Consider the following 13,092-nt stretch of genomic DNA (forward strand, 5'->3'; position numbering starts at 1 on the left):
CGTGGCTGCCCGCAACACGGCCCGCAAGCGTGCCTTCCAGATCCTCTTCGAGGGCGACCAGCGCGGCATCGAGGTGCTGACGGTCCTCGCCGACTGGATCCGGCACTCCCGGACCGACACCCGGCAGCCGCCGGTGAGCGAGTACACGATGCAGCTCGTCGAGGGCTACGCGAAGCACGCGCAGCGCATCGACGAGCTGATCGCCCAGTACTCGGTCGGCTGGACCCTGGACCGGATGCCGGTCGTGGACCGCAGCATCCTGCGTCTCGGCGCCTACGAGCTGATCTGGGTCGACGAGACGCCGGACGCGGTGGTCCTCGACGAGATGGTGCAGCTGGCGAAGGAGTTCTCGACGGACGAATCCCCGTCCTTCGTGAACGGCCTGCTGGGCCGCTTCAAGGAGCTCAAGCCGACCCTCCGCCGCGAGGCCTGATCGCACCCGGCGCACGGCGCACCCGGCGTGCCAGGCGCGCCCCGGCACGGACGCAGCCTCATAACCGCAACGTCAGAGCCGCATCGTCAGGCCGCGACGTCACGACCGCAACCTCACGGCGCACGAAAAAACCGCCGGGGTGACAGGAACCCACGAAGGCTCCCGTCACCCCGGCGGCACGTTTCTGCGAGCAGCCCCTCCACGTACCCGTGAAGCGCACACCCGCGAAGCGCACGCACCCGTGAAGCGCTCGGCGTGGAACGCCTACGCGTCCTCGTGCGAGGCCACCGCGCGGCGGGCGTCCGCGTCCAGGACACCCCAGCTGATGAGCTGCTCGGTGAGGACCGACGGCGACTGGTCGTAGATGACGGCGAGGGTGCGCAGGTCGTCCTGGCGGATGGACAGCACCTTGCCGTTGTAGTCGCCGCGCTGGGACTGGATCGTCGCCGCGTAGCGCTGCAGCGGTCCCGCCTTCTCGGCCGGCACCGTGGCCAGCCGCTCCAGGTCCAGGACCAGCTTCGGCGGCGGCTCGGCGGCGCCGCCCGGGGTCGTACCCGGCAGCAGCTCCTGCACCGGAACGCCGTAGAAGTCCGCCAGCTCCGCGAGGCGCTGCACGGTGACGGCGCGGTCGCCACGCTCGTACGAACCGACCACGACCGCCTTCCAGCGGCCCTGGGACTTCTCCTCGACACCGTGGAGGGAAAGGCCCTGCTGGGTGCGGATCGCCCGGAGCTTGGCCCCGAGCTGTTTGGCGTATTCGCTGGACATATAGCTCCCCGGCACTGTGTCGACGCGGCTCTGGCCGATTTCCATGCCGCGCGGCTGGTAACTCACTGTGAGGTTACGCAGCGTTACTCTGATGCGTCAAGCCGAATGGTCCACACCGACTCTTCCGTGGTAGCGAAGATCGGCTACTCCATTGGAGTGACAGGGGGTGTCGCTCCGGGCGAATCCGGGCCTGATAGCCTGTGTGAAGCAATCCGACGTCCTTTAAGGTCCGTCCCGTGAGGCGGAGAAGGAGGTCCGTTTCGTATGGACAAGCAGGGCCCGCACAACCCCTCGCCATCGCAAGACCAGCACCCGACCCCCGATGCCCGCCCCGTCCTCGAGGCCCCCGACATCGCCCGGGTGCTGACCCGCATCGCCCACGAGATCGTCGAACGCGCCAAGGGCGCCGACGACGTGGTGCTCCTCGGCATCCCGACCCGAGGCGTCTTCCTCGCCCAGCGGCTCGCCGCCAAGCTGGAGCAGATCACCGAGCGCAAGGTCCCGGTCGGCTCGCTCGACATCACGATGTACCGCGACGACCTGCGCATGCACCCGCCGCGCGCACTCGCCCGCACCGAGATCCCCGGTGACGGCATCGACGGCCGGCTGGTCGTCCTCGTCGACGACGTGCTGTTCTCCGGCCGCACCATCCGCGCCGCCCTCGACGCGCTGAACGACATCGGCCGCCCCCGCGCGGTGCAGCTCGCCGTCCTCGTCGACCGCGGCCACCGCGAACTGCCCATCCGCGCCGACTACGTCGGCAAGAACCTCCCCACGTCGCTGCGGGAGACGGTCAAGGTCCTGCTCGCCGAGGAGGACGGTCGCGACACCGTGCTGCTCGGCGCCAAGCGGACCTCCCAGTAGCACAGCGCGCGCACGCAGCGGCGCGCGCCGGCTCGGCACGCCCTCGCGCGTCCCCGTCTGCCCGATTTCGCCTCATTGAACTGCCTTACGGAGCCTGACAGATGCAGCGTCATCTCATCTCGGCCGCCGACCTCACCCGCGACGACGCCGTCCTCATCCTCGACACCGCCGAGGAGATGGCCCGGGTCGCCGACCGGCCGATCAAGAAACTGCCCACCCTGCGCGGCCGCACCGTCGTGAACCTCTTCTTCGAGGACTCCACGCGCACGCGGATCTCCTTCGAGGCCGCGGAGAAGCGCCTGTCCGCGGACGTCATCAACTTCACCGCCAAGGGCTCCAGCGTCTCCAAGGGCGAGTCCCTCAAGGACACCGCCCAGACCCTGGAAGCCATGGGCGTGGACGCGGTGGTCATCCGGCACGGCGCCTCCGGAGCCCCGTACCGCCTCGCCACCTCCGGCTGGATCGACGCCGCCGTCATCAACGCGGGCGACGGCACCCACCAGCACCCCACCCAGGCGCTGCTCGACGCCTTCACCATGCGCCGCCGACTGGTCGGCCGCGACGCCGGGCTCGGCCAGGACCTGAACGGCCGCCGGATCACCATCGTCGGTGACGTCCTGCACAGCCGGGTCGCCCGCTCCAACGTGGACCTGCTGCACACCCTCGGCGCCGAGGTCACCCTCGTCGCCCCGCCCACCCTGCTCCCGGTCGGCGTCGAGACCTGGCCCTGCGAGGTCGCGTACGACCTGGACTCCACGCTCACCAAGTCCGACGCCGTGATGATGCTGCGCGTCCAGCGCGAGCGGATGAACGCCGCGTTCTTCCCCACCGAGCGGGAGTACTCGCGCCGCTACGGCCTCGACGGCGAGCGCATGGCGCGGATGCCCGAGCACGCCATCGTGATGCACCCCGGCCCGATGGTCCGCGGCATGGAGATCACCGCCGAGGTGGCGGACTCCGACCGCTGCACCGTGATCGAACAGGTCGCCAACGGTGTCTCCATCCGGATGGCCGTGCTCTATCTGCTCCTGGGCGGCAACGAACCCGCCGTCACCCACGCCCGTACCACCGAGGAGAAGTAACAACCATGAGCAAGATCCTGATCCGTGGTGCGAAGGTGCTCGGCGGCGAGCCGCAGGACGTACTGATCGACGGCGCCGTCATCGCGGCGGTCGGCCCGGACCTGGCCGCGGAGCACGCCGGGAGCGCCGAGATCGTCGAAGCCGCCGGCAAGGTGCTGCTCCCGGGCCTGGTCGACCTGCACACGCACCTGCGCGAACCAGGCCGCGAGGACTCCGAGACGGTGCTCACCGGCAGCCGAGCGGCGGCGAGCGGCGGCTACACCGCCGTGTTCGCCATGGCCAACACCTTTCCGGTCGCCGACACCGCCGGTGTGGTCGAGCAGGTCTGGCGGCTCGGCAAGGAGCACGGCTACTGCGACGTGCGGCCCGTCGGCGCGGTCACCGTCGGCCTGGAGGGGCAGAAGCTCGCCGAACTGGGCGCCATGCACGACTCCGCGGCCGGCGTCACCGTCTTCTCCGACGACGGCAAGTGCGTCCACGACGCCGTGATCATGCGCCGCGCCCTGGAGTACGTGAAGGCCTTCGGCGGCGTCGTCGCCCAGCACGCGCAGGAGCCCCGCCTCACCGAGGGCGCCCAGATGAACGAGGGCGTCGTCTCCGCCGAACTCGGACTCGGCGGCTGGCCCGCCGTCGCCGAGGAATCGGTCATCGCCCGGGACGTGCTGCTCGCCGAGCACGTCGGCTCCCGCGTGCACATCTGCCACCTGTCCACGGCGGGCAGCGTCGAGATCGTGCGCTGGGCCAAGTCCCGCGGCATCGACGTCACCGCCGAGGTCACCCCGCACCACCTCCTCCTCACCGACGAGCTGGTCCGGTCGTACAACCCGGTCTACAAGGTGAACCCGCCGCTGCGCACCGAGCGCGACGTCATGGCCCTGCGCGAGGCGCTCGCCGACGGCACGATCGACATCGTCGCCACCGACCACGCCCCGCACCCGCACGAGGACAAGGACTGCGAGTGGGCCGCCGCCGCCATGGGCATGGTCGGCCTGGAGACCGCGCTGTCGGTGGTCCAGGAGACGATGGTCGACACCGGCCTGCTGGACTGGGCCGGCGTCGCCGACCGCATGTCCTTCGAGCCCGCGCGCATCGGCCGCGCCGAGGGCCACGGCCGTCCCGTCTCGGCAGGTGAGCCCGCCAACCTCACCCTCGTCGACACGGCATACCGTGGTTCCGTGGACCCCGCGGGCTTCGCCTCGCGCAGCCGCAACACTCCTTACGAGGGCCGTGAGCTGCCGGGCCGTGTCACCCACACCTGGCTCCGGGGCACGGCCACGCTCGTCGACGGGAAGCTCACGTGACACCTGTAATCCTGCTGGCCGCCGAGAAGGAATCGGCGGAAGTGACCGACTGGGCCGCCCGGATCGGCTGGGTCGTCGGACTCGCCCTCTTCGTCGCGCTCGTCTACTGGCTGATGCGCGAGGGCTGGAAGTGGCGCGGCACCCTCCAGAGCGACCTGCCCGAGCTGCACAGCGCGCCGGACGACCCCGGCCCCGCCAGACTGAGCATGAGCGGCCGCTACCACGGCTCGACCACCGCAGGTCAGTGGCTGGACCGCATCGTGGCGCACGGCCTGGGCACCCGCAGCCGGGCCGAGCTGACGCTCACCGACGCGGGAATCGACGTGGTGCGTCCCGGCGCGGACGACTTCTTCGTCCCGGCGGACGCGCTGCGCGGGGCCCGGCTCGACAAGGGCATCGCCGGCAAGGTCCTCACCGAGGGCGGGCTGCTGGTCGTCACCTGGGCGCACGGCGAGAGGCTGATCGACTCCGGATTCCGCTCCGACCACGCGGCCGAGCACCACGAGTGGGTGGACGCCCTCAACCACATGATCAACAAGACGGAAGGCGCACGATGACAACCTCCACCAGGGGAACCGCCAAGGTTCCCGCCGTACTCGTCCTGGAGGACGGCCGGATCTTCCGCGGCCGCGCCTACGGGGCTGTGGGGGAGACCTTCGGCGAAGCGGTGTTCTCCACCGGCATGACCGGCTACCAGGAGACCCTCACCGACCCGTCGTACCACCGCCAGGTCGTCGTGATGACCGCCCCCCACGTGGGCAACACCGGCGTCAACGACGAGGACATGGAGTCCCGCAAGATCTGGGTCTCCGGCTACGTCGTGCGCGACCCCGCGCGCGTGCCGTCCAACTGGCGCTCGAAGCGCTCGCTGGACCAGGAGCTGGCCGCGCAGGGCGTGGTCGGCATCTGCGGCATCGACACCCGCGCCCTCACCCGCCACCTGCGCGAGCGCGGCGCCATGCGCGTCGGCATCTTCTCCGGCAACGCCCTGCCCGACGAGGGCACCATGCTCGCCGAGGTCCGCCAGGCCCCCGAGATGCAGGGCGCCGACCTCTCCGCCGAGGTGGCCACCAAGGAGGCGTACGTCGTCCCCGCGCAGGGCGAGAAGAAGTTCACCGTCGCCGCCGTCGACCTCGGCATCAAGGGCATGACCCCCTACCGGATGGCCGAGCGCGGCATCGAGGTGCACGTGCTGCCCGCCACCGCCACCGTCGACGACGTGTACGCGGTCGACCCGGACGGCGTGTTCTTCTCCAACGGCCCCGGCGACCCCGCCACCGCCGACCACCCCGTCTCCGTGATGCGGGGCGTGCTGGAGCGCGGCACGCCCCTGTTCGGCATCTGCTTCGGCAACCAGATCCTCGGCCGCGCCCTCGGCTTCGGCACCTACAAGCTGAAGTACGGCCACCGCGGCATCAACCAGCCGGTGCAGGACCGTACGACCGGCAAGGTCGAGGTCACCGCGCACAACCACGGCTTCGCCGTCGACGCCCCGCTGGACACGGTCTCCGACACCCCCTACGGCCGCGCCGAGGTCACCCACGTGTGTCTCAACGACAACGTGGTCGAGGGTCTCCGGCTCCTCGACAAGCCGGCCTTCAGCGTCCAGTACCACCCGGAAGCGGCAGCGGGTCCGCACGACGCCGCCTACCTGTTCGACCGCTTCACCTCTCTGATGAGCACCGTTCCGATGGAGGGCCAGCGTGCCTAAGCGCACCGATATCCAGTCCGTCCTGGTCATCGGCTCCGGCCCGATCGTCATCGGCCAGGCCGCCGAGTTCGACTACTCCGGCACCCAGGCGTGCCGCGTCCTGAAGTCCGAGGGCCTGCGGGTCGTCCTGGTCAACTCCAACCCCGCGACGATCATGACCGACCCGGAGATCGCCGACGCCACCTACGTCGAGCCGATCACCCCCGAGTTCGTCGAGAAGATCATCGCAAAGGAGCGGCCCGATGCCCTGCTGCCCACCCTGGGCGGCCAGACGGCCCTCAACACGGCCATCTCCCTGCACGACAACGGCGTCCTGGCGAAGTACGGCGTCGAGCTGATCGGCGCCAACGTGGCGGCGATCCACAAGGGCGAGGACCGCGACCAGTTCAAGGAGGTCGTGGAGGCCGTCCGCGGCAGGATCGGCCACGGCGAGTCCGCCCGCTCCTTCATCTGCCACTCCATGGACGACGTCCTCAAGGGCGTCGAGGAACTCGGCGGCTACCCGGTCGTCGTCCGCCCGTCCTTCACCATGGGCGGCGCCGGCTCCGGCTTCGCCCACGACGAGGACGAGCTGCGCCGCATCGCGGGTCAGGGCCTCGCCCTCTCGCCGACCACCGAGGTGCTCCTGGAGGAGTCCATCCTCGGCTGGAAGGAGTACGAGCTGGAGCTGATGCGCGACAAGAACGACAACGTCGTGGTCGTCTGCTCCATCGAGAACTTCGACCCCATGGGCGTGCACACCGGCGACTCCATCACCGTCGCGCCGGCCATGACGCTGACCGACCGCGAGTACCAGGTGCTGCGCGACGTCGGCATCGCGATCATCCGCGAGGTCGGCGTCGACACCGGCGGCTGCAACATCCAGTTCGCGGTGAACCCCGTGGACGGCCGGGTCATCGTCATCGAGATGAACCCGCGCGTCTCGCGCTCCTCGGCCCTCGCCTCCAAGGCGACCGGTTTCCCGATCGCCAAGATCGCGGCCAAGCTCGCCGTCGGCTACACCCTCGACGAGATCCCCAACGACATCACCCGGGAGACCCCGGCCTCCTTCGAGCCCACGCTCGACTACGTGGTCGTCAAGGCCCCCCGGTTCGCCTTCGAGAAGTTCCCGAGCGCCGACTCCACCCTCACCACCACCATGAAGTCGGTCGGCGAGGCCATGGCCATCGGCCGCAACTTCACCGAGGCCTTCCAGAAGGCGCTGCGCTCCCTGGAGAAGAAGGGCAGCCAGTTCTCCTTCGTCGGCGAGCCCGGCGACAAGGCCGAACTGCTGCGCGAGGCAATCCGTCCCACCGACGGCCGGATCAACGCGGTCATGGGGGCCATCCGCGCGGGCGCCACGCCCGAGGAGGTCTTCGAGGCCACCAGGATCGACCCCTGGTTCGTCGACCAGCTGTTCCTCATCAAGGAGACCGCCGACGAACTGGCCGAGGCCCCCGAGCTGACCCGCGAGCTGCTCGCCGAGGCCAAGCGGCACGGCTTCTCCGACCACCAGATCGGCGAGATCCGCGGCCTGCGCGAGGACGTGGTCCGCGAGGTCCGGCACGCGCTGGGCATCCGCCCCGTCTACAAGACCGTCGACACCTGCGCCGCCGAGTTCGCCGCGCGGACGCCGTACTTCTACTCCTCCTACGACGAGGAGACCGAGGTCGCGTCCCGCGAGAAGCCCGCGGTGATCATCCTCGGCTCCGGCCCGAACCGCATCGGCCAGGGCATCGAGTTCGACTACTCCTGCGTCCACGCCTCCTTCGCGCTGCACGACGCCGGCTACGAGACCGTGATGGTCAACTGCAACCCGGAGACCGTCTCCACCGACTACGACACCTCCGACCGGCTCTACTTCGAGCCGCTCACCCTGGAGGACGTCCTGGAGGTCGTGCACGCCGAGCGGCAGGCCGGACCGGTCGCGGGCGTCATCGTGCAACTGGGCGGCCAGACCCCGCTCGGCCTGTCCCAGGCGCTCAAGGACAACGGCGTGCCGATCGTCGGCACCTCCCCGGAGGCCATCCACGCCGCCGAGGACCGCGGCGCCTTCGGCCAGGTCCTCAAGGAGGCCGGGCTGCCCGCCCCCAAGCACGGCACCGCCACCACCTTCGCCGAGGCCAAGGCCATCGCCGACGAGATCGGCTACCCGGTTCTCGTCCGCCCGTCCTACGTGCTGGGCGGCCGCGGCATGGAGATCGTCTACGACGAGAACCGGCTGGAGGCCTACATCACCGAGTCGACCGAGATCAGCCCCTCCCGGCCGGTCCTCGTCGACCGCTTCCTCGACGACGCCATAGAGATCGACGTCGACGCCCTCTATGACGGCCAGGAGCTGTACCTGGGCGGCGTCATGGAGCACATCGAGGAGGCCGGCATCCACTCCGGCGACTCGGCGTGCGCCCTGCCCCCGATCACGCTCGGCGGCTTCGACATCAAGCGGCTGCGCGCCTCCACCGAGGGCATCGCGCGCGGCGTCGGGGTGCGCGGTCTGATCAACATCCAGTTCGCGCTGGCCGGGGACATCCTCTACGTCCTGGAGGCCAACCCGCGCGCCTCGCGCACCGTCCCCTTCACCTCGAAGGCGACCGCGGTGCCGCTGGCGAAGGCCGCCGCGCGGATCTCGCTGGGCGCCACCGTCGCCGAGCTGCGCGCCGAGGGCCTGCTCCCGGCGCGGGGCGACGGCGGGGAGCTGCCGCTGGACGCGCCGATCTCCGTCAAGGAGGCCGTGATGCCCTGGTCCCGCTTCCGGGACATCCACGGCCGTGGCGTCGACACCGTGCTCGGCCCGGAGATGCGCTCCACCGGCGAGGTCATGGGCATCGACACCGTCTTCGGCACGGCGTACGCCAAGTCGCAGGCCGGCGCCTACGGCCCGCTGCCGACCAAGGGCCGCGCCTTCATCTCGGTCGCCAACCGCGACAAGCGTTCGATGATCTTCCCCGCGCGGGAGCTCGTGGCGCACGGCTTCGAACTGCTCGCCACCTCCGGCACCGCCGAGGTCCTCAAGCGCAACGGCATCAACGCCACCGTGGTGCGCAAGCACTCCGAGGGCACCGGACCGAACGGCGAGCGGACCATCGTCCAGCTCATCCACGACGGCGAGGTCGACCTCATCGTCAACACCCCGTACGGCACCGGCGGCCGCCTCGACGGCTACGACATCCGTACGGCCGCCGTGGCCCGGTCCGTGCCGTGCCTGACGACGGTCCAGGCGCTCGCCGCCGCCGTCCAGGGCATCGACGCGCTCAACCGCGGGGACGTGGGAGTCCGCTCGCTCCAGGAACACGCGGAACATCTCACCGCGGCCCGCGACGACTAGCAGCCCCCAGGGGGACACCGGAAACGGTGTCCCCCTCTTCATGAGGACACCATGTACAAGATTCTCTTCACCCTGCTCTTCCGGCGGATGGACCCGGAGCGGGCCCACCACGTCGCCTTCCGCTGGATCCGTCTCGTCGCGCGCGTTCCGGTGCTGCGGACCTTCGTCGCCGCCGTGCTCGCCCCCCGCCACGAGGAACTGCGCACCGAGGCGCTCGGGCTGCGCCTGCACAGCCCCTTCGGTCTCGCCGCCGGCTTCGACAAGAACGCCGTCGGCATCGACGGCCTGGCCATGCTGGGCTTCGACCACGTGGAGATCGGCACGGTGACCGGGGAGGCACAGCCCGGCAACCCCAGGAAGCGGCTGTTCCGCCTCGTGGCCGACCGGGCCCTGATCAACCGCATGGGCTTCAACAACGACGGCTCGCTCGCCGTCGCGGCCCGGCTGGCCTCCCGCAGGCCCGTCTTCCGGACCGTGGTCGGGGTCAACATCGGCAAGACCAAGGCCGTACCGGAGGACGAGGCCGTGGCCGACTACGTGAAGTCCGCCGAGCGGCTCGCCCCGTACGCGGACTACCTCGTCGTCAACGTCTCCTCGCCGAACACGCCCGGCCTGCGCGACCTCCAGGCCGTCGGCCAGCTGCGGCCGCTGCTCACCGCGGTCCGCGAGGCCGCTGGCCGCAGCGTGCCGTCACGCCGGGTCCCGCTGCTGGTGAAGATCGCCCCCGACCTCGCCGACGAGGACGTCGACGCCGTCGCCGACCTGGCGGTGGAACTGGGCCTGGACGGGATCATCGCCACCAACACCACCATCGCCCGCGAGGGACTCGGCCTGACCTCCGACCCGAGCGTCGTGAAGGAGACCGGCGGCCTGTCCGGCGCCCCCCTGAAGGCACGCTCTCTCGAGGTGCTGCGCCGCCTCTACGCGCGCGTGGGCGACCGGATCACCCTGGTCGGCGTCGGGGGCGTCGAGAACGCCGAGGACGCCTGGCAGCGCATCCTGGCCGGTGCCACGCTGGTCCAGGGGTACAGCGCGTTCGTCTACCAGGGCCCCTTCTGGGCCCGCTCCATCCACAAGGGACTGCTCGCGCGGCTGCGCACCAGCCCCTACGCCTCGCTCGCCGACGCGGTGGGCGCCGACGTGAGGACAACGGCATGACCGGACTGGAACCCTTCGGCGCGCGACTGCGCCGCGCGATGGACGAGCGGGGCCCGCTGTGCGTGGGCATCGACCCGCACGCCTCCCTGCTCGCCGAGTGGGGGCTGACCGACAACGTGGCCGGTCTGGAGCGGTTCAGCCGCACGGTCGTCGAGGCGCTCGCGGACCGGATCGCCGTGCTCAAGCCGCAGAGCGCCTTCTTCGAGCGCTTCGGCTCACGCGGCGTCGCGGTGCTGGAGAAGACGGTCCAGGAGGCGCGGGCGGCCGGCGCGCTGGTCGTCATGGACGCCAAGCGCGGTGACATCGGCTCCACCATGGCCGCCTACGCGGAATCCTTCCTCCACAAGGACGCGCCCCTGTTCTCGGACGCGCTCACCGTTTCCCCGTACCTCGGCTACGGCTCGCTCAGCCCGGCCGTCGCCCTGGCCCGCGAGAGCGGCACCGGGCTGTTCGTGCTGGCGCTGACGTCCAACCCGGAGGGCGGCGAGGTGCAGCACGCGGTCCGCGCGGACGGGCGCACTGTGGGCGCCACCATGCTCGGGCACCTGGCCCTGGAGAACGCCGGCGAGGAGCCGCTGGGCTCCTTCGGCGCGGTGGTCGGCGCCACGCTGGGCGATCTGTCCTCGTACGGGCTGGACATGGGCGGGCCCCTCCTGGCGCCCGGCATCGGGGCGCAGGGGGCCACGGCGGCGGATCTTCCGGCCGTGTTCGGGCGCGCGGTACGCAATGTCGTGCCCAACGTCAGCCGGGGAGTGTTGCGCCACGGTCCCGATGTCGTCGCTCTGCGTGACCGCGCAGAGCGGTTCGCGGAGGAGATCCGCGGTGCCGTGACGGGTGTCTGAGAGCGTTCGACGAGGGATTCCGAGGTCGTCGCACTCTGGATACACCCTCAAATCCGGGGCAATATGTCCTAAATGCCCGTCCTGACGGAGGCTGACCAGGACTTTTCCGCTGTTCTCGCTGACTCCGGCGGACTTGGCCGCTAGTCTCCGACGGAGAGTGAACGGGCAAGCGTGTTGCTCGTGGCTCCCCAGGTGTGGGGCGACTAGGTTCCTCACCGGTCCGTATCCGACAGTTCGACATCCGAGGTGACGTAGGCGTGGCTCTTCCGCCCCTTACCCCTGAACAGCGCGCAGCCGCGCTCGAAAAGGCCGCCGCGGCTCGCCGGGAGCGGGCCGAGGTCAAGAATCGACTCAAGCACTCCGGCGCCTCCCTTCACGAGGTCATCAAGCAGGGCCAGGAGAACGACGTCATCGGCAAGATGAAGGTCTCCGCCCTGCTGGAGTCCCTGCCTGGCGTGGGCAAGGTCCGCGCCAAGCAGATCATGGAGCGACTGGGCATCTCCGAGAGCCGCCGCGTGCGGGGTCTCGGTTCCAACCAGATCGCCTCCCTGGAGCGCGAGTTCGGCAGCACCGGCTCCTGAGTCCCGGGCACTGCGGGATTGCTGGAATAATCGCTGCATGACTGAACGTCCGCGGCTGACCGTGCTCTCCGGCCCCTCCGGGGTCGGCAAGAGCACGGTCGTCGCCCATATGCGCAAGGAACACCCCGAGGTCTGGCTCTCGGTGTCGGCGACGACCCGGGGGCCTCGCCCCGGGGAGCAGCACGGAGTCCACTACTTCTTCGTCACCGACGAGGAGATGGACAAGCTGATCGCCAACGGCGAGCTGCTGGAGTGGGCCGAGTTCGCCGGGAACCGGTACGGCACACCCCGCGCGGCGGTGCAGGAGCACCTGGAGGCGGGGGTGCCCGTGCTCCTGGAGATCGACCTCCAGGGCGCGCGGCAGGTCCGCGAGTCCATGCCCGACGCCCAGCTGGTGTTCCTGGCTCCTCCCTCCTGGGAGGAGCTCGTGCGCAGGCTCACGGGCCGGGGCACCGAGTCCCCCGAGGTCATCGAGCGCCGGCTCGATGCCGCGAAGACCGAACTGGCGGCCGAGCCGGAGTTCGACACCACCCTGGTCAACACCTCCGTCGAGGACGTGGCCCGCGAGCTGCTAGCCTTGATGAACGTCGTGTGATCGTGAGCGACCGTGCAGCGGTCCGCTCACCGGTCGTCTCCCGACTGAATCTTTCCCATCCATCGGAAGGTAGAGCGTGTCCTCTTCCATCTCCGCGCCCGAGGGCATCATCAACCCGCCGATCGACGAGCTCCTCGAGGCCACGGACTCGAAGTACAGCCTCGTGATCTACGCGGCCAAGCGGGCCCGCCAGATCAACGCGTACTACTCGCAGCTCGGCGAGGGCCTGCTCGAGTACGTCGGTCCCCTTGTCGACACCCATGTCCACGAGAAGCCGCTCTCGATCGCCCTGCGCGAGATCAACGCGGGACTGCTGACCTCCGAGGCCGTCGAAGGCCCCGGCCAGTAATCGGTCAGTACGTCGTACCATCAGCTCGCAGCTGACTTTTCCACAGGCCCGGCAGTACACCTGCCGGGCCTGTGGTGTCTCATGGGGTGTGGTCGCACATTTCC

General features: G+C 70.2%; 13 protein-coding genes. 12 read left to right on the top strand and 1 reads right to left on the bottom strand.

The window, feature by feature from the left end; genetic code table 11:
- Position 1 precedes the first annotated feature (1 nt).
- Positions 2-433, top strand: coding sequence for a transcription antitermination factor NusB (gene nusB, locus AC5L3C_RS31500; protein WP_493652444.1), 432 nt, complete (start codon positions 2-4; stop codon positions 431-433).
- Positions 434-697: 264 nt separating this feature from the next.
- Here nusB and bldD read toward each other — a convergent pair whose 3' ends face one another.
- The gene (gene bldD / locus AC5L3C_RS31505) at positions 698-1,201 is read right to left on the bottom strand and encodes a transcriptional regulator BldD (protein ID WP_006131213.1); all 504 of its coding nucleotides are present in this window, start codon (positions 1,199-1,201) and stop codon (positions 698-700) included.
- A gap of 264 nt (positions 1,202-1,465) precedes the next feature.
- On the opposite strand from bldD, the gene pyrR reads away from it, so the two are divergent.
- The 11 genes from pyrR (at position 1,466) to rpoZ (ending at position 12,988) form a co-directional block, all read left to right on the top strand.
- Complete coding sequence (gene pyrR, locus AC5L3C_RS31510; RefSeq protein WP_125508198.1) at positions 1,466-2,065, top strand: bifunctional pyr operon transcriptional regulator/uracil phosphoribosyltransferase PyrR; 600 nt, start codon at positions 1,466-1,468, stop codon at positions 2,063-2,065.
- Between the two features lie 101 nt (positions 2,066-2,166).
- Positions 2,167-3,147, top strand: coding sequence for an aspartate carbamoyltransferase catalytic subunit (locus AC5L3C_RS31515; protein WP_493652447.1), 981 nt, complete (start codon positions 2,167-2,169; stop codon positions 3,145-3,147).
- 5 nt (positions 3,148-3,152) lie between these two features.
- Positions 3,153-4,448, top strand: coding sequence for a dihydroorotase (locus AC5L3C_RS31520; protein WP_493652449.1), 1,296 nt, complete (start codon positions 3,153-3,155; stop codon positions 4,446-4,448).
- The gene (locus AC5L3C_RS31525; RefSeq protein WP_493652451.1) at positions 4,445-5,005 is read left to right on the top strand and encodes a PH-like domain-containing protein; all 561 of its coding nucleotides are present in this window, start codon (positions 4,445-4,447) and stop codon (positions 5,003-5,005) included. Before AC5L3C_RS31520 ends, AC5L3C_RS31525 begins: the two co-directional genes overlap by 4 nt.
- Entirely contained in the window at positions 5,002-6,159 is a 1,158-nt protein-coding gene (gene carA, locus AC5L3C_RS31530; protein ID WP_493652453.1) for a glutamine-hydrolyzing carbamoyl-phosphate synthase small subunit, read from the top strand. The genes AC5L3C_RS31525 and carA overlap by 4 nt, the downstream gene beginning before the upstream one ends.
- Positions 6,152-9,463 carry a carbamoyl-phosphate synthase large subunit gene (gene carB, locus AC5L3C_RS31535; RefSeq protein ID WP_493652455.1) on the top strand — a complete coding sequence of 1,104 codons (3,312 nt, stop codon included), beginning with the start codon at positions 6,152-6,154 and terminating at the stop codon, positions 9,461-9,463. Before carA ends, carB begins: the two co-directional genes overlap by 8 nt.
- Before the next feature lie 51 nt (positions 9,464-9,514).
- Entirely contained in the window at positions 9,515-10,621 is a 1,107-nt protein-coding gene (locus AC5L3C_RS31540; RefSeq protein WP_493652457.1) for a quinone-dependent dihydroorotate dehydrogenase, read from the top strand.
- A complete protein-coding gene (gene pyrF / locus AC5L3C_RS31545; protein ID WP_493652459.1) occupies positions 10,618-11,463 on the top strand; it encodes an orotidine-5'-phosphate decarboxylase in 846 nt (281 codons plus the stop codon). The genes AC5L3C_RS31540 and pyrF overlap by 4 nt, the downstream gene beginning before the upstream one ends.
- A gap of 257 nt (positions 11,464-11,720) precedes the next feature.
- Complete coding sequence (locus AC5L3C_RS31550; protein WP_003977346.1) at positions 11,721-12,044, top strand: integration host factor; 324 nt, start codon at positions 11,721-11,723, stop codon at positions 12,042-12,044.
- Positions 12,045-12,081: 37 nt separating this feature from the next.
- Positions 12,082-12,639, top strand: coding sequence for a guanylate kinase (gmk, locus tag AC5L3C_RS31555; protein ID WP_493652461.1), 558 nt, complete (start codon positions 12,082-12,084; stop codon positions 12,637-12,639).
- Between the two features lie 76 nt (positions 12,640-12,715).
- Entirely contained in the window at positions 12,716-12,988 is a 273-nt protein-coding gene (gene rpoZ / locus AC5L3C_RS31560) for a DNA-directed RNA polymerase subunit omega (protein ID WP_004933985.1), read from the top strand.
- The last annotated feature ends 104 nt before the right edge of the window (positions 12,989-13,092 follow it).

The organism is Streptomyces speibonae, assembly GCF_984686075.1.

Excerpts from the sequence above, each read along its gene's own strand:
- AC5L3C_RS31515 (WP_493652447.1), top strand. The coding sequence starts at position 2,167 with ATGCAGCGTCATCTCATCTCGGCCGCCGACCTCACCCGCGACGACGCC.
- pyrR (WP_125508198.1), top strand. The coding sequence starts at position 1,466 with ATGGACAAGCAGGGCCCGCACAACCCCTCGCCATCGCAAGACCAGCAC.
- gmk (WP_493652461.1), top strand. The coding sequence starts at position 12,082 with ATGACTGAACGTCCGCGGCTGACCGTGCTCTCCGGCCCCTCCGGGGTC.
- pyrF (WP_493652459.1), top strand. The coding sequence starts at position 10,618 with ATGACCGGACTGGAACCCTTCGGCGCGCGACTGCGCCGCGCGATGGAC.
- AC5L3C_RS31540 (WP_493652457.1), top strand. The coding sequence starts at position 9,515 with ATGTACAAGATTCTCTTCACCCTGCTCTTCCGGCGGATGGACCCGGAG.
- bldD (WP_006131213.1), bottom strand. The coding sequence starts at position 1,201 with ATGTCCAGCGAATACGCCAAACAGCTCGGGGCCAAGCTCCGGGCGATC.
- AC5L3C_RS31520 (WP_493652449.1), top strand. The coding sequence starts at position 3,153 with ATGAGCAAGATCCTGATCCGTGGTGCGAAGGTGCTCGGCGGCGAGCCG.
- carA (WP_493652453.1), top strand. The coding sequence starts at position 5,002 with ATGACAACCTCCACCAGGGGAACCGCCAAGGTTCCCGCCGTACTCGTC.